This is a genomic window from Geodermatophilus sp. SYSU D00708 (genome assembly GCF_054050115.1).
Genome location: NZ_JBJGYS010000013.1, coordinates 91999 through 113776 on the forward strand (window position 1 = coordinate 91999; position 21778 = coordinate 113776).

Annotated in this window: 23 protein-coding genes; 17 read left to right on the forward strand and 6 right to left on the reverse strand. The window is 75.5% G+C overall.

Annotation, left to right across the window (positions count from 1 at the left end):
* Nucleotides 1-5: 5 nt before the first annotated feature.
* Nucleotides 6-488, reverse strand: a complete 483-nt coding sequence (locus tag ACI79D_RS12875; protein WP_456918812.1) for an RrF2 family transcriptional regulator — start codon at nt 486-488, stop codon at nt 6-8.
* A 26-nt stretch (nt 489-514) separates the two neighbouring features.
* Between ACI79D_RS12875 and ACI79D_RS12880 the strand changes: the two genes are divergently transcribed.
* A complete protein-coding gene (locus ACI79D_RS12880) occupies nt 515-1276 on the forward strand; it encodes a (deoxy)nucleoside triphosphate pyrophosphohydrolase (RefSeq protein ID WP_456918813.1) in 762 nt (253 codons plus the stop codon).
* A gap of 115 nt (nt 1277-1391) precedes the next feature.
* On the opposite strand, the gene ACI79D_RS12885 is transcribed toward ACI79D_RS12880, so the two are convergent.
* On the reverse strand, nt 1392-1562 hold the full coding sequence (locus ACI79D_RS12885) for a CsbD family protein (protein ID WP_456918814.1): 171 nt from the start codon (nt 1560-1562) through the stop codon (nt 1392-1394).
* Nucleotides 1563-1914: 352 nt separating this feature from the next.
* Here ACI79D_RS12885 and ACI79D_RS12890 point away from each other — a divergent pair, with 352 nt between their 5' ends.
* From ACI79D_RS12890 to ACI79D_RS12920, 7 genes are all read left to right on the forward strand, one after another.
* A complete protein-coding gene (locus ACI79D_RS12890; RefSeq protein WP_456918815.1) occupies nt 1915-3534 on the forward strand; it encodes a peptide ABC transporter substrate-binding protein in 1620 nt (539 codons plus the stop codon).
* A 145-nt stretch (nt 3535-3679) separates the two neighbouring features.
* Nucleotides 3680-4603, forward strand: coding sequence for an ABC transporter permease (locus ACI79D_RS12895; RefSeq protein ID WP_456918816.1), 924 nt, complete (start codon nt 3680-3682; stop codon nt 4601-4603).
* Complete coding sequence (locus ACI79D_RS12900; RefSeq protein ID WP_456918817.1) at nt 4596-5567, forward strand: ABC transporter permease; 972 nt, start codon at nt 4596-4598, stop codon at nt 5565-5567. The genes ACI79D_RS12895 and ACI79D_RS12900 overlap by 8 nt, the downstream gene beginning before the upstream one ends.
* Nucleotides 5564-6616, forward strand: a complete 1053-nt coding sequence (locus ACI79D_RS12905) for an ABC transporter ATP-binding protein (RefSeq protein ID WP_456918818.1) — start codon at nt 5564-5566, stop codon at nt 6614-6616. Before ACI79D_RS12900 ends, ACI79D_RS12905 begins: the two co-directional genes overlap by 4 nt.
* A 55-nt stretch (nt 6617-6671) precedes the next feature.
* Nucleotides 6672-7739: an ABC transporter ATP-binding protein gene (locus tag ACI79D_RS12910; RefSeq protein WP_456918819.1), complete on the forward strand. Its 1068-nt coding sequence runs from the start codon at nt 6672-6674 to the stop codon at nt 7737-7739.
* 92 nt (nt 7740-7831) lie between these two features.
* The gene (gene mshB, locus ACI79D_RS12915) at nt 7832-8722 is read left to right on the forward strand and encodes an N-acetyl-1-D-myo-inositol-2-amino-2-deoxy-alpha-D-glucopyranoside deacetylase (RefSeq protein ID WP_456918820.1); all 891 of its coding nucleotides are present in this window, start codon (nt 7832-7834) and stop codon (nt 8720-8722) included.
* Complete coding sequence (locus ACI79D_RS12920) at nt 8719-9123, forward strand: hypothetical protein (protein ID WP_456918821.1); 405 nt, start codon at nt 8719-8721, stop codon at nt 9121-9123. Before mshB ends, ACI79D_RS12920 begins: the two co-directional genes overlap by 4 nt.
* Here the strand turns inward: ACI79D_RS12920 and ACI79D_RS12925 are convergent.
* Complete coding sequence (locus tag ACI79D_RS12925; RefSeq protein ID WP_456918822.1) at nt 9080-9832, reverse strand: GNAT family N-acetyltransferase; 753 nt, start codon at nt 9830-9832, stop codon at nt 9080-9082. The two genes, ACI79D_RS12920 and ACI79D_RS12925, sit on opposite strands and share 44 nt — an antisense overlap.
* A gap of 158 nt (nt 9833-9990) precedes the next feature.
* Here ACI79D_RS12925 and fdxA point away from each other — a divergent pair, with 158 nt between their 5' ends.
* From fdxA to ACI79D_RS12940, 3 genes are read left to right on the forward strand one after another with little or no spacing between them, the layout of a single operon-like run.
* Nucleotides 9991-10317, forward strand: coding sequence for a ferredoxin (gene fdxA, locus ACI79D_RS12930; protein WP_344689634.1), 327 nt, complete (start codon nt 9991-9993; stop codon nt 10315-10317).
* Between the two features lie 32 nt (nt 10318-10349).
* Nucleotides 10350-11435, forward strand: a complete 1086-nt coding sequence (gene dapC / locus ACI79D_RS12935) for a succinyldiaminopimelate transaminase (protein WP_456918861.1) — start codon at nt 10350-10352, stop codon at nt 11433-11435.
* A gap of 24 nt (nt 11436-11459) precedes the next feature.
* A complete protein-coding gene (locus ACI79D_RS12940) occupies nt 11460-12419 on the forward strand; it encodes an aminoglycoside phosphotransferase family protein (protein WP_456918823.1) in 960 nt (319 codons plus the stop codon).
* Here the strand turns inward: ACI79D_RS12940 and ACI79D_RS12945 are convergent.
* Complete coding sequence (locus ACI79D_RS12945; protein ID WP_456918824.1) at nt 12416-14734, reverse strand: CDP-alcohol phosphatidyltransferase family protein; 2319 nt, start codon at nt 14732-14734, stop codon at nt 12416-12418. The genes ACI79D_RS12940 and ACI79D_RS12945 overlap by 4 nt on opposite strands.
* A 107-nt stretch (nt 14735-14841) precedes the next feature.
* Here ACI79D_RS12945 and ACI79D_RS12950 point away from each other — a divergent pair, with 107 nt between their 5' ends.
* The 6 genes from ACI79D_RS12950 to ribA are packed head-to-tail and all read left to right on the forward strand — an operon-like array spanning nt 14842 to nt 20530.
* Nucleotides 14842-15822, forward strand: a complete 981-nt coding sequence (locus ACI79D_RS12950) for a zinc-dependent alcohol dehydrogenase (RefSeq protein ID WP_456918825.1) — start codon at nt 14842-14844, stop codon at nt 15820-15822.
* Nucleotides 15819-16223: a 6-pyruvoyl trahydropterin synthase family protein gene (locus ACI79D_RS12955; protein WP_456918826.1), complete on the forward strand. Its 405-nt coding sequence runs from the start codon at nt 15819-15821 to the stop codon at nt 16221-16223. The genes ACI79D_RS12950 and ACI79D_RS12955 overlap by 4 nt, the downstream gene beginning before the upstream one ends.
* Entirely contained in the window at nt 16220-17311 is a 1092-nt protein-coding gene (locus tag ACI79D_RS12960; protein WP_456918827.1) for a glycosyltransferase family 4 protein, read from the forward strand. Before ACI79D_RS12955 ends, ACI79D_RS12960 begins: the two co-directional genes overlap by 4 nt.
* Nucleotides 17266-18156, forward strand: coding sequence for a hypothetical protein (locus ACI79D_RS12965; RefSeq protein ID WP_456918828.1), 891 nt, complete (start codon nt 17266-17268; stop codon nt 18154-18156). The genes ACI79D_RS12960 and ACI79D_RS12965 overlap by 46 nt, the downstream gene beginning before the upstream one ends.
* Nucleotides 18156-19187 carry a lysylphosphatidylglycerol synthase transmembrane domain-containing protein gene (locus ACI79D_RS12970; protein WP_456918829.1) on the forward strand — a complete coding sequence of 344 codons (1032 nt, stop codon included), beginning with the start codon at nt 18156-18158 and terminating at the stop codon, nt 19185-19187. Before ACI79D_RS12965 ends, ACI79D_RS12970 begins: the two co-directional genes overlap by 1 nt.
* Complete coding sequence (gene ribA / locus ACI79D_RS12975) at nt 19184-20530, forward strand: GTP cyclohydrolase II (protein ID WP_456918830.1); 1347 nt, start codon at nt 19184-19186, stop codon at nt 20528-20530. The genes ACI79D_RS12970 and ribA overlap by 4 nt, the downstream gene beginning before the upstream one ends.
* On the opposite strand, the gene ACI79D_RS12980 is transcribed toward ribA, so the two are convergent.
* Nucleotides 20491-21261 carry an FkbM family methyltransferase gene (locus ACI79D_RS12980; protein ID WP_456918831.1) on the reverse strand — a complete coding sequence of 257 codons (771 nt, stop codon included), beginning with the start codon at nt 21259-21261 and terminating at the stop codon, nt 20491-20493. The two genes, ribA and ACI79D_RS12980, sit on opposite strands and share 40 nt — an antisense overlap.
* Before the next feature lie 9 nt (nt 21262-21270).
* A complete protein-coding gene (locus ACI79D_RS12985; RefSeq protein WP_456918832.1) occupies nt 21271-21729 on the reverse strand; it encodes a DUF2231 domain-containing protein in 459 nt (152 codons plus the stop codon).
* Between the last annotated feature and the right edge of the window lie 49 nt (nt 21730-21778).

The window sequence follows — 21778 nt, forward strand, 5'->3', positions numbered from 1 at the left end:
CGGGCTCACTCGGGGCGGTCCTGGGCGAAGGACCGCCACGCCTCCTCCAGCGCGGCCAGCTCGGCGACCGGCCCGGGCAGCTTGCCGGCGACCACGTCGGCGAGGGTGACCTCCTCCAGCACCCGCCGGTAGGCCTCGCGCGCCGCAACCCACACCGACGCCAGCGGCGCGGCGTGGCCCGGGTACTCGACGTCCTCCGGCCGCTGACCGTGCACCTCGGCGAGGAACCCCTGCTCGACCCGCATGACCCGCGCGATGGAGATCTCCTCCGGCGGCAGCGCGAGCCGGTAGCCGCCCTCCCGGCCCCGCTGGCTGGTCACCAGCCGGGCGTGCTGCAGGTCGCCGAGGATGGACTGGAGGAAGCGGCCGGGGATGTCCTGCGCGGTGGCGATGCGGTCGCAGGTGAGGGCGCCAGGCGCCGCCGCAGCCAGTTCGACGGCGGCGCGGACGGCGTAGTCCACCCGGGCGGTGATGCGCACGAGGGCCATCCTGCCCTGTCTGCCAGTGTTGACCCGTGTCCCAGCTGCGATTCACCACCTTGGTGGAGGCGCCGCTGACCGTGGCGTTCGACGTCGCCCGCTCCCTGGGCCGCCCGTGGCGCGAGCCGCTGGAGGAGGTCGTCTCGGTCCGGCCGCTGCGGGACGTGTACGCCGCGGCCCCCGGCCGGGGATGGCGCTGGCTGACCCACTCGCGGCGGTTCACCGCGACCGGCGCGGGAACGCGCGTCGACGAGCAGGTCGACTGGGCGACCACGCTGCCGGGGCCGCTGGGCTGGGTGCTCGACCGGCTGCTGCGGCGGCGGGTGCTGCGCGCGATGCAGGCGCACCTCGACGCCTACGCGGCCGCGGCGGCCCGGCGGGCGCTCGACGTCGTCCAGGTGGTCGGGGCCGCGCTGGTCGAGGGCGACCGGGTCCTGGTGGCCCAGCGCTCCGGCGGGCCCTACGACGGCTTCTGGGAGTTCCCGGGGGGCAAGGTGGAGCCGGGGGAGGACGACCTCGCGGCGCTGGTGCGCGAGATCGCCGAGGAGCTCGGGGTGGCCGTCGTCCCCCAGGCGTTCCTCGGCGAGGTCGTCCTCGACGGCGTGGTGGCCGGGGGGCTGCCGGGGGCGTCGACCCTGCGGGTGTGGTGGGGCCGGATCGCCGAGGGGCAGGAGCTCACCGCGCACGAGCACGCGGAGCTGCGCTGGCTGACCGCCGGCGAGCTCGAGGGGCTGGACTGGATCCCGGCCGACCGCCCGCTGCTGCCCGCCGTCCGCGCCCTCCTCGCCCGCCTCTGACACGCCGCGGGCGCCGTCCCGGTGAGGAACGGCGCCCTGGTGACGTGCCGGAACGGCCCCGCTGCAGGGACCCGCGCCGAGCCTGCGAGGCGTGGGGGGCCGCGGGGTCCTCCTGCTACTTGAAGACGTCCTTGACCTTCTCGCCGGCCTGCTTGAGGTTGCCCGATGCCTGGTCGGCCTGGCCCTCGGCCTGGAGGTCCCGGTCGCCGGTCGCGTTGCCGACGGCCTCCTTGCCCTTGCCGGACAACTCCTCGGCCTTGTTCTTCATCTTGTCCATGCCGCTCATGTCGGTCTCCTCTCCTCGGTCGAGTGGGGGTGTTACCCCGACCGGGCGATCCCGACACCCGGGCGCCTGCGCGGCGTAAGTCTTGCGGCGGCGGCGGTCCTCGGCCGCAACTCCTGTGGGTGGAGAGGGGGTTGGTCTCTGCAAGTGAGATTCCACCCTGTGAGATCCTGAGCAGAGGTCACAAGTCGATGACGGTCGTGGACGCTCTTCGCGGGGCCCGCCTAGGGTCCGGCGACGTACCGGCCAGACTCTCGGTACCTGTCAGCACTACCCCCGGCGGCCGGCCTGAGGCGCTGGCTGCTGGAGAACCAGTCCGTTCCCCCCGCGCAGCGGGACGAGGGAGGCATTGCACGTGAAGTTGAGCAAGCGCTCTGCTGCGCTCATCGCCGTCGGTCTGACCGGCGCGATGGTCCTGTCCGCCTGTGGCGGCAGCGACGACAGTGGCGGATCCGGCGATGGCGGCGCGGGCGGAGGCACGTTCACCGCCTACATCGGTGAGCCCAAGAGCCCCCTCGTGCCGGGCAACACCACCGAGAGCGAGGGCGCCAAGGTCATCGCCGCGCTCTGGACCGGCCTGGTCACGTACTCCGCCGAGGGTGAGGTCGAGTACAACGGCGTCGCGGAGTCGATCGAGTCCGACGACAACCAGAACTGGACGATCACGCTCAAGGACGGCTGGACGTTCCACGACGGGACGCCGGTCGACGCGCAGTCCTTCGTCGACGCCTGGAACTACACCGCCAACCCCGCCAACGCGCAGGACGGCGGCTCCTACCTGTCCCGCATCGCCGGGTTCCAGGAGCTCCAGGACGGTGCCGCGCAGCAGCTGAGCGGGCTGTCGGTCGTCGACGACCGCACCTTCACCGTGGCGCTGAGCGCACCGTTCCGGCTCTTCCCGGCGGTCGTCGGCTACAACTCGTTCGACCCGCTGCCGGACGCCTTCTTCGAGGACCCGGAGGCCTTCGGCACCCGCCCGATCGGCAACGGCCCGTTCCAGGCCGACAGCGAGTACGTCCCCGGCCAGGGCATCACCCTGACCCGGTACGACGACTACGCCGGTGACGACAAGGCCCAGGCCGACGGCATGGAGTTCGTCGTCTACGCGGACTCGGCCACCGCCTACACCGACGCGCAGGACGGCAACGTCGACATCGTCGACGTCATCCCGCCGGATGTCATCGAGTCGGCCCGGGACGCGTTCGGGGACGGGTTCATCGAGACCGAGGTCTCGCAGATCACCTACCTCGGCATGCCGACCTACGACCCGCGCTTCGCCGACAAGCGGGTCCGCCAGGCCATCTCGATGGCCGTGGACCGGCAGGCCATCTCCGACGCCATCTTCTCCGGCACCCGGTCCCCGGCGGACTCGTTCGTCCCGCCGGTCGTCGACGGCTACCGCGAGGGCGCCTGCGCCTACTGCACCTTCGACGTCGACCGGGCCAACCAGCTCCTCGACGAGGCCGGGTTCGACCGCAGCCAGCCGGTCAACCTGTGGTTCAACGCCGGCGCCGGCCACGACGCGTGGATGGAGGCGGTGGGCAACCAGCTGCGGCAGAACCTCGGCGTGGACTTCCAGCTGCAGGGGAACCTGGACTTCGCCCAGTACCTGCCGCTGGGTGAGCAGAAGGGCTTCACCGGTCCCTTCCGGTACGGCTGGAGCTTCGACTACCCGGCCGCGGAGAGCTACCTGACCCCGCTGTTCTCGCCGTCGTCGTTCCCGCCCATCGGCTCGAACTACAGCTTCTACTCCAACCCGCAGGTCGACGCCCTGATCGCCCAGGGCGACTCGGCGGCCAGTGAGGACGAGGCCATCGCCGCCTACCAGCAGGCCGAGGACCTCATCGCCGAGGACATGCCGAACATCCCGATGTTCTTCACCAAGATCCAGACGGTGCACACCGAGAACGTGGACAACGTCCGGATCGACCTGTTCCAGCGGCCGGTGTGGTCGGAGGTCACCGTCACCGGCTGACACCCGAGCAGGACCGCACCACCCGCCGGGGGCGCCCGTCCGAGCAGGACGGTCGCCCCCGGCGGCGCACGTGCCCCGTACCGGGGCACGATGGACCCCGTGCCACCGGCCGATCCCGCGCTGGCACGACAACGCGAGGGGGAACATGGGCCGCTACGTCGCGCGCCGCCTGCTGCTCACCATCCCGGTACTGCTCGGCGCGTCCTTCCTGATCTTCGGGATGGTGTACGCCCTCCCGGGCGACCCCATCCGGGCCCTCGCCGGGGACCGCCCCGTCTCACCCGCGGTCGTCGAGGTCCTCCGTGAGCGGTTCCACCTCAACGACCCGCTGTGGGTGCAGTACTGGGAGTACCTCAAGGGCCTCTTCCAGGGCGACCTGGGCACGGACTTCCGCGGTCGGCCGGTCCTCGACACGATCGAGCGGACCCTGCCGGTCACCGTCAAGCTCGCCGTCGTCGCCGTGGTCTTCGAGGCGGTCATCGGCCTCGTCGCCGGCGTGCTCGCCGGCATCCGCCGCAACAGCTTCTTCGACAACCTGGTGCTGGTGTCCACCACGCTGGTGGTCTCGATCCCCATCCTGGTGCTGGCCTTCATCGCCCAGCTGCTGTTCGGCCTCAAGCTCGGCTGGTTCCCCATCGCCGGCACCCGCGAGGGCCTCTACAGCTACATCCTCCCGGGCCTGGTGCTCGCCTCCGGCTCGCTGGCCTACGTGGCCCGGCTGACCCGCACCAGCGTCGCGGAGAACCTGCGCGCCGACTACGTCCGGACGGCGAAGGCCAAGGGCCTGCCCAACCGGACGGTGATCGTCCGGCACACGCTCCGGAACAGCCTCATCCCGGTGGTCACCTTCATCGGCGCCGACATCGGCACGCTGCTCGGCGGCGCGATCGTCACCGAGACGGTCTTCAACCTGCCCGGCATCGGGCGCGAGGTCTTCGACTCCGTGCGCTCCCAGGAGGGCGCGGTCGTCGTCGGCATCGTGACGTTGATGGTCTTCTTCTTCATCTTCTTCAACCTGGTGGTCGACGTGCTCTACGCCGTCCTCGACCCGAGGATCCGCTATGACTGATCAGCAGCAGATGGACCTGCGGCACGACGAGGTCGAGGCCGGCACCACCACCGGGCTGGCCGCGCCGTCGGTCGACGTCACCGAGTCGCGGCAGAACAGCCTGTGGAGCGACGCCTGGGGCGAGCTCAAGCGCAACCCGCTGTTCTGGATCGGCGCCGTGCTGTGCCTGGTCTTCGTCCTCATGGCGATCGTGCCGCAGCTGTTCGCCCGCGGCGTCGACCCCCGCGCCTGCGACCTGGCCAACTCCAAGGCGCTGCCCTCGGCCGACCACTGGTTCGGCTACGACGTGCAGGGCTGCGACTACCTGGCCAACGTCGTCTACGGAGCCCGCAACTCGCTGATCATCGGCGTGTTCGCCGTCCTCGTCGTCCTGGTGCTCGGCGTCATCGTCGGGGCCATCGCCGGCTACTTCGGCGGGTTGACCGACGGGGTGCTGTCGCGGATCGCCGACATCTTCTACGCGCTGCCGCTCATCCTCGGCGCGCTGGTGCTGTTGCGCGTGGGCCCCGAGACGAGCATCCCGATCATCAACAGCCGGGGTCCCGGCGCGGTCGCGCTGGCCCTGGCGCTGTTCGGCTGGATGACGGCCATGCGGCTGGTGCGCTCGCAGGTCATCGCGGTGAAGAGCTCCGACTACGTCGCCGCGGCCCGGGCCATGGGGGCGTCGAACAGCCGGATCCTGGTCCGGCACATCCTCCCGAACGCGGTCGCCCCGGTGCTCGTCTACACGACCATCACCATCGGGGTGCTCATCGCCGCCGAGGCGACACTGACCTTCCTCGGCGTCGGGCTACAGCGGCCGGCGATCTCCTGGGGGCTGCAGATCGCGACCGGCCAGGACTCCATCCGCAGCGCCCCGCACCTGGTGCTGTTCCCCAGCATCGTCCTGACCCTGACCGTGATGGCCTTCATCATGATGGGCGACGCCCTGCGCGACGCCCTGGACCCTAGGCAGCGCGCATGACCCACTCCGACCTGTCCGACGCGACCGCCCCGGCGCCCGGGGCGGGGGCCCCGGTGCTCGAGGTCGACGACCTGCACGTCGAGTTCCGCACCCGGTCCGGCGTGGTCAACGCCGTCAACGGCGTCAGCTACAGCCTGGCGGCGGGGGAGACGCTGGCCATCCTCGGCGAGTCCGGGTCCGGCAAGTCGGTCTCCGCGCAGGCGATCATGGGCATCCTCGACACCCCGCCCGCGGTGATCACCGGCGGCGGGATCTGGTTCGACGGCAAGGACCTGCTCGAGCAGTCCCCCGAGGAGCAGCGGAAGGTGCGCGGCCCGGGGATCTCGATGATCTTCCAGGACGCGCTGTCGTCGCTGAACCCCGTGTACAGCGTGGGCTACCAGATCGGCGAGATGTTCCGCGCCCACCGCGGGATGTCGAAGAAGGACGCCAAGAAGCGCGCCGTCGAGCTGATGGACCGCGTGCGCATCCCGGCGGCCGCCTCCCGGGTGAACGACTACCCGCACCAGTTCTCCGGCGGTATGCGCCAGCGGGTCATGATCGCCATGGCGATCGCCCTCGACCCCCGGGTGCTCATCGCCGACGAGCCCACGACCGCCCTCGACGTCACCGTGCAGGCGCAGGTCATGGACCTGCTCAAGGACCTGCAGCGGGAGACCGGGATGGGGCTGATCCTCATCACCCACGACCTGGGCGTGGTCAACGAGGTCGCCGACAACGTCGCGGTCATGTACGCCGGGCGGATCGTCGAGCGGGGCACCGTGGACGACGTCTTCTCCGACCCGGCGCACCCGTACACCGACGGGCTGATGAGCTCGGTGCCGCAGGTGGAGGCCAAGGGCGGGCGGCTGCTGCCGATCGCCGGCCAGCCGCCGAACCTCGCCGCGATCCCGAGCGGCTGCCCGTTCCACCCGCGGTGCTCGCGCCGCCGGCTGGGTGCCGACGCGGCCCCCGGCCGGGAGTGCGCCACCGACGTCCCGCCGCTGCGCCTGGTCGTCCCGGGCCGCGAGGCGGCCTGCCACTACAGCGAGGAGGTCCTCGGTGCCTGACGCCAGCTCCGGGAGCACCGCAGCGAGCAACGAGCGAGGAGCGCACCGGAGCGCGGTGCCTGACGACGGCTCCGGGAGCACGGCCGCCGCGCCCGCGGGCCGGCGCGGCGCCGTCGGCGAGACGCTGCTGGAGATCCGCGACCTGAAGAAGCACTTCCCGCTCACCCAGGGCGTGGTCTTCAAGCGGACCATCGGTCACGTCCGCGCCGTCGACGGCGTCAACCTGACCATGCGCCGCGGCGAGACCGTCGGCCTGGTGGGGGAGTCCGGCTGCGGCAAGTCGACGGTGTCGAAGCTGCTGGTCGCGCTGGAGAAGCCGACCGCCGGGTCGATCCTCTACAAGGGCAAGGACGTCGCGAAGCTCGGCGGCCGGGCGCTCAAGGACTACCGCCGCGAGGTCCAGATCATCTTCCAGGACCCGTACGCGTCGCTGAACCCGCGGATGACCGTCGGGGACATCGTCGCCGAGGGCTGGGCCGTGCACTCCGACGTCGCCCCGCGCAAGGGCCGGCTGCAGCGCACCCAGGAGCTGCTCGACCGGGTCGGGCTCAACCCCGACTACGTCAACCGCTACCCGCACCAGTTCTCCGGCGGCCAGCGGCAGCGCATCGGCATCGCGCGGGCCCTCGCACTGCAGCCGGAGATCATCGTCTGCGACGAGCCGGTGTCGGCCCTCGACGTCTCGGTGCAGGCGCAGGTGGTCAACCTGCTCGAGGACCTGCAGGACGACTTCGGCCTGTCCTACCTGTTCATCGCGCACGACCTGTCGGTGGTGCGGCACATCTCCGACCGGGTCGCGGTGATGTACCTCGGCAGCATCGTCGAGGAGGGCACCGACGAGCAGGTCTACACCTCGCCGTCGCACCCTTACACGCAGGCGCTGCTGTCGTCGGTGCCGCTGCACGAGCCGGCCCTGCGCGGGCAGAAGGACCGGATCCTGCTGCAGGGCGACGTCCCCAGCCCGGCCAACCCGCCCTCGGGCTGCCGGTTTCGCACCCGCTGCTGGAAGGCCCAGGACATCTGCGCGGAGGAGGCCCCGGCGCTGGTCGACCGCGGCCAGGGCCACCCGTCGGCGTGCCACTTCGCCGAGGCCCGCATGGTCGTCCCCGTCGACGCGGAGTAGCAGTACCCGACGATCACGGCGCCGGAACCACTCCCGGGGTGGTCCCGGGGCCATGATCGCGGCTCGTCTGGACCCGGGGAGAATGGCCGACCGTGACCGCTGACCGACGCCTGCTGCTCGTGCACGCCCACCCCGACGACGAGACGATCAACAACGGCGCCACGATGGCCCGCTACGTCGCCGAGGGGGCCGCGGTCACGCTGCTGACCTGCACCCTGGGCGAGGAGGGCGAGGTGCTCGTCCCCGAGCTCGAGCTGCTGGCCCCCGACCACGCCGACCAGCTCGGCGGGTACCGGATCGGCGAGCTCGGCGCGGCGATGGCGGCCCTCGGGGTGACCGACTGGCGCTTCCTCGGCGGCCCGGGGCGCTACCGGGACTCCGGGATGATGGGGACGCCGGCGAACGACAAGCCCCGCGCCTTCTGGCGGGCCGACCTCGACGAGGCGGTCGGGCACGCGGTCGCCGTCGTCCGGGAGGTGCGGCCGCAGGTCGTGGTGACCTACGACGAGAACGGCGGCTACGGCCACCCCGACCACATCCAGGCCCACCGCGTCGCCATGCGCGCGGTGGAGGCCGCCGCCGACCCCGGCTTCCGCCCCGACCTCGGCCCCGCGTGGGAGGTCGCCAAGGTCTACTGGTGCTGCATGCCGCGCTCGGTGCTGCGCCAGGGCATCGAGGCGATGCGGGCGCTGGGCGAGGCGTCCCCGTTCGACTCGCTCGGGGAGGTCGACGAGATCCCGTTCGCCGTCCCCGACGAGCTGGTCGCCGCGGCCGTGGACGGCAAGGCGTACGCCGACCGCAAGGACGCCGCGATGCGCGCGCACGCCACCCAGATCACCGTCGACGGCCCGTTCTTCGCGCTGTCGAACAACCTCGGCCAGGAGGTCCTGGGCACCGAGTACTACCGGCTGGTCCGCGGGGAGCGCGGCCCGGTCGGACCCGACGGCTGGGAGGACGACCTGTTCGCCGGTCTCCCCGGATGATCCGCCGCACCGGGAGCGCGCTGCTGGTCGCGGTGCTCGCCGGGTGGCTGGCGCTGGTCGAGGTGTTCTGGCTGCCGCTTCGGGTGGCCGGGGTGCTGGTGCCCGTGTCGGTCGCCGCCGCCGTCGCGGGCAACCTGCTGCTCGTGCCGCTGGCCGCCCGGCTCACCGGGTCCCGGGTCCTCGCGGCGCTGCCGGCGCTGGTCTGGCTCACCGTCGCCGTCGCGGCCAGCATCCGGCGCCCCGAGGGCGACCTGCTGATCACCGGCGGCGGGTTCTCCGGCTTCGTCAACCTCGCGTTCCTGCTGCTGGGCGTGGTCGCCGCCGCCTTCGCCGTGGGGCGGGTGCTCGCCGCGCCGGTCAGCCGGCCGCGGAGCGGTAGTGGTAGCGGTGGTGCTCGATGAAGCCGGCCTTCCGGTAGAGAGCCCGGGCGGGCGCGTTGTCCGCCGAGACCTGGAGGTACACCCACTGGGCGCCGCGCCCGGCGGCCCAGCGCTGCAGGGCGGCCATGACCGCGGTGGCCAGGCCGCGTCGGCGGTGCTCCTCCTCGACGGTGACCGCGGAGACCCCCAGCCACCCGTCGGTGAGCACCCCGCGCGCGACGGCGGCCAGCGGTGCCGGCGCGGGGTCGAGCCGGACCGAGGCGAAGACGACGTCCTCGGCGTTGGTGAGGACCGCGGGGGCCGACGGCGGCAGCGGCCGGCCGCGGTGCCGGTAGCCGGCCAGCCAGGCGTCGTCGGGCGTGGGGGAGAGGTCGACGGGGACGCCGTCCGCCGGGGGGACCGACAGCGCCGCGGTCAGCACCAGCACGTCCTCGTCCCGGTCCCAGCCGGCGTCGGCGAACGCGGCGTCGGCGGCCCGGGACTGGCGGCCGGGCAGCATCGCGACCGCGGGGAGGCCCCGCTCTGCGTACCAGGCGGCGACGGCGGCCACGGCGTCGGGCAGGGGCAGCCCGGGGTCGCCCACGACCAGGGCGGAGTTGGCCCGGCCGGTGAACCCCCCGGCGGCGCGGAGCAGCCACTCGCCCAGCGCGGCCTCCTCCGGCGCGCGCCAGCCCCGCGCCGCGAGGCGTTCGAGGTCGGCGACGTCGAGGGGCGAGCGGCTCTGTCCCATGGCCCGATCCTGCTGCCCCGCGGCGGGCCTCCCCCCGCGGGGGTGCGGCGGACCACCCGTCGCGCCCGGCACGCAGGCGACGCGCCATACTGATCTCGCGAACGACGACCCCGGCGATCCGGCGGTCACTGCCTGCGCGTCCCCGGGAGGGAACCACCGTGACCTACGTCATCACCCAGCCCTGCGTCGACGTCCTCGACAAGGCGTGCATCGACGAGTGCCCGGTGGACTGCATCTACGAGGGCGACCGGATGCTCTACATCCACCCCGACGAGTGCGTGGACTGCGGCGCCTGCGAGCCGGTGTGCCCGGTGGAGGCCATCTACTACGAGGACGACGTCCCGGACAAGTGGAAGGACTTCTACAACGCCAACGTGGAGTTCTTCTCCGACCTGGGCAGCCCCGGCGGCGCCGCGAAGACCGGCAAGATCGCCAAGGACCACCCGCTCGTGGCCGCGCTGCCGCCCCAGGCGGAAGGGCACTGACGACCACCGTCGAGGGGACGGCGGCCGGCAGGCTGCCGGACTTCCCCTGGGACTCCCTGGTCGGGGCGCGGGCCAAGGCAGCCCGGCACCCGGGCGGCGTCGTGGACCTCTCCATCGGGACGCCGGTCGACGACACCCCTGAGGTGCTCGCCGCGGCGCTGGCCGGTGCCGGCAACGCCCCGGGCTACCCGACCGCGCTGGGCACCACCGACGTGCGGACGGCGGCGGCGGAGTGGCTGCGGCGCCGGCTCGGCGTCCACCTGGCCGACCCGCTGGGCGCCGACCCCTCGGTGATCCCCACCATCGGCTCCAAGGAGCTGGTCGCGCTGCTGCCCACCATGCTGGGCCTGCGCGGCGGGGGCACCGTCGTCGTCCCCGAGGTCGCCTACCCGACCTACGAGGTCGGCGCGGTGCTGGCCGGCCTCGCGGTGCGCCGCACCGACACGCCGCCGGACGACGCGACCGGCATCGTGCTGGCCTGGCTGAACTCCCCGGGCAATCCGCACGGGCGGGTGCTGACCGACGACCAGCTGCGGGCGTGGGTGGCGTGGGGCCGGGCGCACGGCATCCCGGTCGTCGCCGACGAGTGCTACATCACCCTCGGCTGGGACGTCGCGCCGCGCTCGATCCTGCACCCCGACGTCGCCGGGCCCGACCACACCGGCCTGCTGGCGGTGCACTCGCTGTCCAAGCAGTCCACCGCGGCGGGGTACCGGGCCGGGCTGCTGTCCGGGGACCCGGCGCTGGTGCGCACCGTGTGGGAGGTCCGCCGGCACCTCGGCCTGCTGGTGCCCACCCCCGTGCAGGTCGCCATGACCGCCGGGCTGGCCGACGACGCGCACGTCGACGCGCAGCGGGAGCGGTACCGGGCGCGCCGGGAGCAGCTGGCCGCCGCGCTCCGGCGGGCCGGTGCCCGGATCGACCACTCCGAGGCCGGCCTCTACCTGTGGGTCACCCGGGACGAGGACTGCTGGACGACGATCGACTGGCTGGCCGGTCTCGGGATCGTCGCCGCTCCGGGCACCTTCTACGGGCCGGCCGGGGCCCGCCACGTGCGCATGGCGCTGACCGCGACCGACGACCGCATCGCCGCCGCGGTGGAGCGCCTGGCGGGCTGAGCTCCGCGGGGCGAGCCTGACGGCATGACCGCCGTCGTGGTCCCGCCCGCGCTGGCCGCGGCGGTGGGCGACGTCCACGGTGCGGCCGGGCGCGCGTGGCTCGCCGGCCTGCCCGCCGCGGTCGGGCGGGCGGCGGCGCGCTGGGCGCTCGACGTGGGGCTCCCCTACCCGGCGACCTCCGCCTGGGTGGCCCCCGCCGTCCGGTCCGACGGCGCGGCGGTCGTGCTCAAGCTGGCCCCGGCCGGTGCGCTCGACCCGGAGGCGGCGACGCTGGCCGCGTGGCGCGGCTGCGGCGCGGTCGACCTGCTGGCCGCCGTGCCCGACGACGGCGGGACCGCGTCGCTGCTGCTGCGCGCCGCCCGGCCCGGCACGGACCTGTGCGCGCTGCCGGACGACCGGGCGCTGCCCGTGCTGGCCGCGGTCGCCCGCCGGCTGCACGGCAGCGGTGCGGCACGACCGGACGGCGTGCCCGACGCCCGGCGCCGGATCACCCTGCTGCGCGACGGCCACCCGCTGGTGCCCGCGGGGCTGACCGCGCGGGCGGCCGACGTGCTCGAGCGGCTGCTGGCCACCGCGGCCGCCCCGGTGCTCTGCCACGGCGACCTGCACCCGGCCAACGTGCTGCGCGACGGGGAGGACTGGGTGGCGGTCGACCCGCACGGCGTGTGGGCCGAGCCCGCGCTGGACGCGGGGACGGCGTTGCTCAACCCACCGCGACCGTGGGCCGCGCTGCCCGACCTCGCCGCGCTCGTGGACCGCCGGGTCGCGCTGCTGGCCGCGGCGCTGGGGGTGCCGGCGGAGCGGGCCCGGGGCTGGGGGCTGGTCAGCGCCGCGGTGGGGCTGGTGTGGACCGCGCAGGACCACCGCCGCGCCGACCCGCACCTGGCGGCCCTGGCCGGCGCGCTGAGCCGGCGCGGTGGTGGCCCCGTCCAGGGCACCGCCCCGAGCTTGCGAGGGGTGGGGAGGACGGGGTCCTTCAACTAGCCGGGGCCGAAGGTGGTGAGGAACCGGTCGCGGAAGGTGTCCATCCGCGCCACGGGCGCGCCCGGCCCCGGCCGCAGCCCCTCCTGCCACCCCCAGCCGGCGACCCGGTCCAGAACGGCCCGGTCCCGGGTCACGACGGTGATCGGCACGTCCGCGTCGCCGTCGGCGGGGGTGACCAGCGGGGCCTGGTGGTCGCCGACGACGACGAGCACGAGGTCGTCGTCCCCGCGGGCGGTCACGAACGAGACGAGGCAGCCGAGGGTGTACTCGACCGACCGGCGGTGGGCGTCCTGCAGGCGGGCCCGGTCGGCCCGCCAGAGGACGTCCGGCTCGCCCTCGGCCGGCATGCCGTCGAAGACCGAGCCGTCGCCGACCTCGTCCCAGCCGACGATCCGGGGGATGAACTGCCAGGGCGCGTGACTGGTGGTGAGGACGACCTCCGCCATCAGCGGCGGGCGGTCCGGCGCGGCGTGCTCCAGGCGCTCGAAGGCGGCCAGGGTGAACTGGTCGGGGATGGTCGGCCAGCCGTGGTCCGGGCCGCGGTAGCCCAGGTCGGCAGCGGCGTACACCCGGTCGTAGCCGTAGAACGCCGCCTCCGGCCACGCCCGGGTGGTCCCCGGCATGACCGCGACGGTGCGCCAGCCGGCGCGGTGGAAGGCGCCGGTCAGGGTGAGCCGGTCGCCGGCCACCAGCGTGCGGTAGCGCTCCTCGTCGTCGACCCACAGGCCGGACTGCAGCGTGGAGTGCGCCAGCCAGCTGTAGGCGCCGGTCGTGGGTGAGGTGAGGAAGGCGCTCCGGGCGGAGAACCCGGCCGCGGCCAGCCGCCCGGTGCCCTCGTCCAGCGCGGCGCCGACGCCGGGGTCCTGGGCCGCGTCCCTCCCGAAGCTCTCCACGACGGCCAGGACGACGTCCTTGCCGCGCAGCGCGGTCAGCAGCTGGTCGCCGGGCACGCCGGCGAAGGCGTCCACCCCCACCTGCGCGGCGAAGGCCTGCCGGTCCCGCAGGTCCGCCCGCACCTGCGCCACCCGGTCGTGGACCATGGCCGCCGCGGTGGCGGCCGCGACGGGCACGTTGGGGACGAGCTGGGCGCCCAGCACGGCGCAGACCACCCACGCGGTGCCCAGCGCGGCCAGGGTCCGCGCCGCGGCCGACCGCCGACGGCGCAGCAGCCGCGAGAGCCGCAGCACCGCGGCCGGCAGGAGCACGAGCACCGCGGCGGCGGTGCCGACCGCGGCCACCACGGCGCCGGTCGCCGCGGCGCGGCCGCTCGACCCGTCGACGTAGGCCACCGCCAGGCCGATCGTCGTCCAGTCGACGACCGGGTCGAACGGCCGCCCGAGGAAGGCGGTGAACCCCGCGTCGAGGACCTTGAGCAGGGCCAGCGCACCGAGGGCCAGCCCGCCGAGCACGGCGACGACCCGCCGGGACCGGCCCGGCACGACCAGCAGGACGGCGGCGCCGACCAGCCCCTCGACCGGGATGCGCACGAAGGCACCGGGGGTCAGCGACGCCGGCTCGGGCGGGGCCACCAGGGCAACGAGCACGAGGCCGGCGGCCAGCGCAGTGACCGCCACCGCCAGGAACCGGCGCCACACCGCGGGCCCAGGGTCCTCGGCGGGCGCCGGGGAACGGGTGTGCCGCCGCAGCCAGCGGACCGACCGGCCGAAGGACCAGATCAGCAGCGCCAGCGCCACCCCCACCAGCGCGGCTGCGACCGGACGGGGCAGGACGTCGGCGGCGGCGGTCACCAGGACGACGCCCTGCAGCGCGGCCACGGCCTTGGCGGAGTGCCGCGTCGGCAGCGGCGCCCGCAGCCACGGCGCGGCCCAGCTCGCCGCGACGAAGGCGTAGCGCATCGCGCCGATGAGGAGCACCCACGGGCCGAGCACCGTGGCCACGACGACGCTGAGGACCAGGACGAGGACGCTGTCGACCTCCATGTCGAAGCGGGCGCCGAGGGCCGACGTCGTCCCGCTGCGCCGCGCCACCCGGCCGTCCACGGCGTCGAGGGCCAGCGCGACCGAGGAGACGAGGACGAGCGCCGCGCGAGCGACGTCGCCGTCCCGGAGACCGTCGGTGACCAGGGCGGCGGCGCCCCCCACCAGCACCGCGCGCGCCAGCGTGACCAGGTCGGCCGGTCCCAGCGTGGCGGTGCCGGCCCGCCGGGCGGCGGCGGCCAGCAGCACCCACAGGCCGGTGCCGTACACGCCGCCGGCCACCCACCCCGCCGGCCCCAGCCCGGCCCCGGCCGAGAGCGCGGCGAGCAGGACCCCCAGGGCGCCGACCGCGGCGGACAGTTGCAGTTCCGTCCGCACCCGGCCGGGCATCATCGGTGTGACTCTAGTCACAGCGCGTCGGCACGGACACACTGCCGGACACGGATCCGAGGCGTGGGTCCACGACCCCTCCGGGGAGGAGCGACGTGGATCGGACGGCGCGCGCCTTCTGGCTCCGGGCCCCCGGCGAGGGCGAGATCCGCACCGTCGCCGTCCCCCCGGCCGCGGACGGCGACGTCGAGGTGCGGACCCTGTGGTCGGGGGTGAGCCGGGGCACCGAGACGCTGGTCTTCCGCGGCGGGGTCCCGGAGAGCCAGCACACGGCGATGCGGGCGCCGTTCCAGGTCGGCGAGTTCCCTGGGCCGGTGGAGTACGGCTACCTCAACGTGGGCGTGGTCGAGCACGGCCCCGCCGACCTGCGGGGCCGGGCGGTCTTCTGCCTGTACCCGCACCAGACGCGCTACGTGGTGCCGGCCGCGGCGGTGACGCCGATCCCCGACGGGGTGCCACCGGAGCGCGCCGTCCTCGCCGGGACCGTGGAGACCGCGGTCAACGCGCTCTGGGACGCGGCTCCGCGGATCGGCGACCGGATCGCCGTCGTCGGTGCGGGGATGGTGGGGTGCAGCGTCGCCGCGCTGCTGGCCCGCTTCCCGGGGGTCGAGCTGCAGCTGGTCGACGTCGACCCCGCGCGGGCGGCCGTCGCCGAGGCCCTCGGCGTCCGTTTCGCCCTCCCGGACGAGGCGGTCGGCGAGTGCGACCTCGTGGTGCACGCCAGCGCCACGGAGGCCGGGCTCGCCCGGGCCCTGGAGCTCCTCGCCTTCGAGGGCGAGGTCGTCGAGCTGAGCTGGTACGGCGACCGCCGGGTGGCCGTGCCGCTGGGCGAGGCGTTCCACTCCCGCCGGCTGGCGGTGCGCAGCACCCAGGTCGGTGCGGTGGCCCCCGCCCGGCGGGCGCGGCGCAGCCTCGGCGACCGGCTGGCGCTGGCCCTCCGCCTGCTGGCCGAGCCGGCGTTCGACGCGCTGATCAGCGAGGAGTGCCGGTTCGAGGACCTGCCCGCGCTCATGCCCCGCCTCGCCGACGGCGGGCTCCGGGCGCTGTGCGTGCGGGTCACGTACGGAGAGGGGTGACGGTGTTCGGGATCACCGTTCGCGACCACGTCATGATCGCGCACAGCTTCCGGGGCGAGGTCTTCGGCCCGGCCCAGCGGCTGCACGGCGCCACGTACGTGGTGGACGCGACGTTCCGCCGCGCCGACCTCGACGCCGACGGCATCGTCGTCGACATCGGGCTGGCCACCGCGCAGCTGCGCGCCGTGCTGGCCGACCTCGACTACCGCAACCTCGACGACGAGCCGGCCTTCGCCGGGGTCAACACGTCCACCGAGTTCCTCGCCCGGGTGGTCGCCGACCGGCTCGCCGAGAGGGTGCACGCGGGCGCCCTCGGGGAGGGCGCGAGCGCCCTGGCCGGGATCACCGTCGTGCTGCACGAGTCGCACCTGGCGTGGGCCAGCTACGAGCGCGCCCTGTGACCGCGCCGCGCTCGGTGTGCCTCGTCGTCCCGGGGGACGTCGACGACGGGGAGGTGCCCAGTGGCGGCAACGTGTACGACCGCCGCGCCGGCCGCGGACTGGCCGCCGCCGGCTGGTCGGTGGACGAGCGCGCCGTCCCCGGGACGTGGCCCCGGCCGGACGCGGCCGCGCGGGCGGCGCTGGCCGGCGCGCTGGCCGCCCTGCCCGACGGCGCGCCCGTGCTCGTCGACGGCCTGGTCGGCTGCGGGGTCCCCGACGTCGTCGTCCCGCAGGCCCGCCGGCTGGCCCTCGCCGTCCTCGTGCACCTGCCGCTCGGCGACGAGGTGGGGCAGCCGGCCGGGTCCGCGGCGGAGCTCGCGGCGCTGGAACGACGGACGCTGCAGGCCGCCGCCGCGGTGGTGGCGCCCAGCCGGTGGACCGCGCAGCGCCTCGTCGAGCAGCACGGACTCGACGCCGGGCGGGTCTGCGTCGCCCCGCCGGGCGTCGACCCCGCGCCGCCGGCTCCCGGCACCGACGGCGGCGGCCGGCTGCTGTGCGTGGGCGCGGTCACCCCGACCAAGGGCCAGGACCTGCTCGTCGAGGCCCTCGCCGCCACCGCCGACCTGCCCTGGACCTGCGAGCTGGTGGGGTCGCTGCGCCGGGACCCGGCGCACGTCGCCGCCGTCCGGGGGGCCGTGGAGCGCGCCGGGCTGGACCGGCGGGTGCGGCTGGCCGGGCCGCGGACGGGGGCGGACCTGGCGGCGGCCTACGCCGCCGCCGACCTGCTGGTGCTGCCCTCGCGCGCCGAGTCCTACGGGATGGTCGTGACCGAGGCGCTCGCGCGGGGTATCCCGGTGCTGGCCGCGGCCGCCGGCGGGGTGCTGGAGTCGCTGGGCCGGGACCCGGACGGCCGGGTGCCCGGCCTGCTCGTGCCACCGGCCGACGTCCCGGCCCTGGCGGCCGCCGTGCGCCGCTGGCTGGGCGAGGCGGGCCTGCGGCAGGAACTGCGTTCGGCCGCGCGGGCACGCCGCGCCGGCCTCAGCGGGTGGGAGGCGACGGTCGGATGCCTGACCGGGGTGCTGGAACGGCTGCGTGGGACGCCCGGCTGAGCCGTCCGGGCGCACCCGAGTGCGCGCCGGCCTGGCTGGCCTTGCGCGAGGACGCCGACGCCGCGGCCCGCGCGGCGGACCTGGTCGCGCCGCTGCGCGCACACCTGGCGGCCGCGGCCCGGCCCGGCGCTCCCGTGCTGGTCCGGGACCTCGGCTGCGGCACGGGCTCGATGGGCCGCTGGCTCGCCGGTCGGCTGCCCGGCCCGCAGGTGTGGGTGCTGCACGACCGGGACCCCGACCTGCTCGCCGCCGCGGCGACGCGCCCGCCGGGCCCGGCGGCCGACGGCGCCCCGGTCACCGTCCGGACGTCGCGGGGGGACCTCACCGGCCTGCGCGGGTCCGACCTGTCCGGCACGGCCCTGGTCACCGCCTCCGCCCTGCTGGACCTGCTGACCGCCGCGGAGGTGGACGCGCTCGCCGCCGCGTGCGCGCAGGCGGGCGCCCCCGCCCTCCTCACCCTGACGGTGACCGGGCGCGTGCGGCTGACCCCGGCCGATCCGCTCGACGCCGCGTTCGCCGCCGCCTTCGATGCCCACCAGCGGCGCGAGGCCGGCGGCCGGCGCCTGCTCGGGCCCGACGCCGGCCCGGCAGTCGTCGACGCCTTCGTCCGGCGGGGCGCGGCCGTGGCGAGTCGCCCCAGCCCGTGGCTGCTCGGCGCCGACCGGGCCGCGCTGGCCGAGGAGTGGCTGCGCGGGTGGATCGGCGCCGCCTGCGCCCAGCAGCCGGACCTGGCGCGGGTCGCCGGCGCCTACCTGCACCGCCGGCTCGACGCCTGCGCCGCCGGGAGGCTGCGGGTGCAGGTCGGCCACGTCGACGTGCTGGCCCTCCCGGCGCGGACGCCGTGATGCGCCGGCTCTGGCCGTACCTGAGGCTCCTCGTCGGCGCCGGCATCGTCGCGGCGCTGCTCGTGCGCCTCGGCAGCGACGCCGTCGTGCAGGGGTTCCGCGGGATCGGGGCCAGGGCGGTGCTCGCCGCGCTCGGCATCGGCCTGCTGACCACGGTGCTCAGCGCGTGCCGGTGGTGCCTGGTGGCCCGCGGTCTGGGGCTGACCCTGCCGTTGCCGGGAGCGGTCGCGGACTGCTACCGGGCGCTGTTCCTCAACTCCGTGCTGCCGGGCGGGGTGCTCGGCGACGTCCACCGGGCGGTCAGCTCCGGCCGGCGGGCGGGCGACGTCGGGCGAGGCGTCCTGGCGGTGGCGCTGGAGCGGTCGGCCGGCCTGGTGGTCACGGTGGTCGTCGCCGTCGGTGTGCTGCTCACCCGGCCCGAGTTGCTCGTGGCCGCGGCCGGCTCCCTGGTCCCCGGCCGCGGGGCCGCTGCGACCCTGGCCGTCGTCCTCGCCGTCGCCGCGGTGCTGGGGGTCGCGGCGGTGCGCGGCGGCCGCGCGGTCCGGGCCCGGGCCGCGCTGGGGACCGGCCTGGCCGCCGTCCGCAGCGGGGTGTTGTCCCTCGGCACCTGGCCGGGGGTGGTCCTGGCGTCGGCCGCCGCGACGGCCGCGCACCTCGCGCTGTTCGTCGTCGCCGCGCGCGCCGCGGGAGCGCGGGCCGGGCTCGGCGACCTGCTGCCGCTGCTGGTCCTCGCGCTGCTGGCGATGGCGCTGCCGTTCAGCGTCGGCGGCTGGGGCCCGCGGGAGGCCGTCGCCGCGCTCGGCTTCGGGGCGACCGGCCTCGGCGCGACGACGGGGTTCACCGTCGCGCTCGTGTACGGCGTCCTCAGCCTGGTCTCCTGCCTCCCCGGAGCCGCGGTGCTGCTGCTGCGACGTCCCGCCGGTCCCGCGACGGACGAGGACCCGCCGCCACGGCTCCCCTTGTCCGTGGCCGCGGCCCCTCGCTTTACTCGGGAGGACTCCACCCGGGACGGGGAGAGGAGGCCTGGGTGAACGGCGCGCGTGAGCTGGTCCGTGTGGCGCTGCCGACCCAGTTCGGTGAGTTCCAGGTGCGGGCGTTCGAGGTGCGCCCGCAGCTGGTCCACCTCGCGCTGACCATGGGCGAGGTCGCCGCCGGGGGAGCGGTGCTGACCCGCCTGCACTCCGAGTGCCTGACCGGGGACGCGCTCACGTCGCTGCGCTGCGACTGCGGCATCCAGCTGCGGCTCGCGCTGCGCCGCATCGCCGCCGAGGGGCGGGGCCTGCTGCTCTACGTCACCGGGCACGAGGGCCGCGGCGTGGGGTTGGTCGACAAGCTGCGCGCGTACGTCGAGCAGGACGAGGGCGCCGACACCGTCGACGCCAACCTGCGGCTCGGCCTCCCGGTCGACGACCGCCGCTACGACGACGGCGCCGCGGTCCTGCGCCTGCTGGGCGTCGACGCCGTCCGGCTGCTGACCAACAACCCGGACAAGGTGCGCCAGCTGCGGGCGGCCGGGATCACGGTCGCGGCGACCGAGCCGCTAAGGACGGCGGCGCACAGCCGCAACACCGCCTACCTGCGCACCAAGGAGCAGCGGCTGGGCCACGTCCGGCCGGCCGGTGAGGAGCTGGCGCCGGAGCCGACGTCGCCCCCGGACGCCGCCGCCCTGCTCGGGGACGTCGCCCCGCCGGACGACCGCCCGTACGTCGTCCTGAAGTACGCGCAGACCCTCGACGGGCGGATCGCGACCGCCGGCGGCGACTCGAAGTGGATCAGCGGCGAGGAGGAGCGGGCGCTGTCCCACGCGCTGCGGGCGGCCTGCGACGCGGTGATGGTCGGCGTCGGCACGGTGCTGTGCGACGACCCCCGGCTCACCGTCCGGCTCGTCCCCGGTGCCTCGCCGCTGCGGGTGGTGCTGGACTCCACGCTGCGCACGCCGTCGAGCGCCCTGTTGCTGGAGGGCGGACCGCCCACGCTCGTGCTCACCACCGACCACGCTCCCGAGGAGGACCGGCAGCGGGTGCGGGCGACCGGCGCGGGGGTCTGCGTCCTCCCCGCCGGGCCGGGCGGCGTCGACCTCGTCGCCGGCCTGCGGGCGCTGCGTGAGCGCGGGGTGCGCAGCCTGCTGGTCGAGGGCGGCGCGCGGGTGATCACCTCCCTGCTCAGCGGCGGACTCGTCGACCGGGCCGTCATCGGCACCGCGCCGAAGATCATCGGCGCCGGCAAGGAGGCGGTGGGCGACCTCGGGATCGGCCGGGTGGCCGACGGGATCACGCTGCGCAACCGGGTCGTGCACCTCACCGCGGACGACGTGGTCACCGCCTGGGACGTCGGCTACGACGCGGGCGTCGGCACACCCGCCAGCCGGGCGTAGACGTCGCCGGAGCGGCCCAGCGGGCGGAAGCGCTCGAGCAGCCGCACCAGGTCGCCCGCGTCGAGCCAGCGGTCGGCGGCGAAGCGCATGGTCTCGATCGGCGAGTAGTTGTACCGGTAGCCGCCCGCACCCGCCCCGAGCCGCTCCACCAGGCCCAGCGCGGTGAGGGCCGCGTCGTGCGCGGGGGGCAGGTACTCGAAGGACAGCGCGCGCAGCGGGCGGGTGAGCCCCTCCAGCACCTCGACCTCGAAGCCCTCGACGTCGATCTTGCAGAAGGCCGGCTCGCCGTGCACGGCGATCAGGTCGTCGAGGGTCGCCACGGCCACCTCGACGGAGCGGTCCCACCGGACGCGGGCGAAGCTCGAGTCGGTGGCCACCGACTCGATCCAGTCGGGCGACATCGACGACACCGTCGGGAACGCCGTCGAGATGCCCAGCCGTGCCCGTCCGGGGCGGGCCCCGACCGCGCCGGGGACGACGGTGACGCCGTCGTCGCGGCCGAAGAACAGCCGCAGGATGCGCTGGAAGTCCGGCTGCGGCTCGACCGCCACCACCTGCGCGCCCAGCCGCCGCCAGGCGCGCACCCGGCTGCCCACGTGGGCGCCGATGTCGAAGCCGACGTCGCCCGGGCCGAGGAACTGCCCGTAGAACCGCACCATCCGCCGGAGCCGGCCGGGCACGCCGTGGTACAGGACCAGGGACCGCCCGATGCCCCGGGCGCGGCCGAGCACGTGCCGACCCTAGCCCGTGACGGCGCCCCACACCGCCGACGAGCCCGAGTGCCCGGCGAGCACCGTCGTGACCAGCGCCGCGACCCCGGCGAGCGCCGACAGCGCCCCCACGACCCGGCCCGCCCGACGGTTCGAGCGGAGGGCCAGCACCGCCGTGGCGACCGCGAGCACCGCGAACGGCCACACCGCCACGAGCGCCCACAGCCCGCGCCGGGCGTGCTCGTCGATCACGGGCACGAACCCGGGGGTGATCTCGATGGCGTCGCGCAGCTGCTCCCCGGCGAAGTAGCCCAGCGTCGCCGCGCCGGCCGCCGCCAGGGCCGCGGCCGCGACGAGCGGGCCGTACGGCCGGTTCCACGCCGGGCGGACCGAGATCGTGACGGCGCCCAGTGCCGCCAGCGGGACCAGGACGACGACCGCGTGGACGAGCAACGGGTGGGCCGGCAGGCCTGCGACCGTGATGGGCACCCCTGGATCCTGGGCCCGGGGACCGGGTCCCGCCACGGTCGAACGTCCG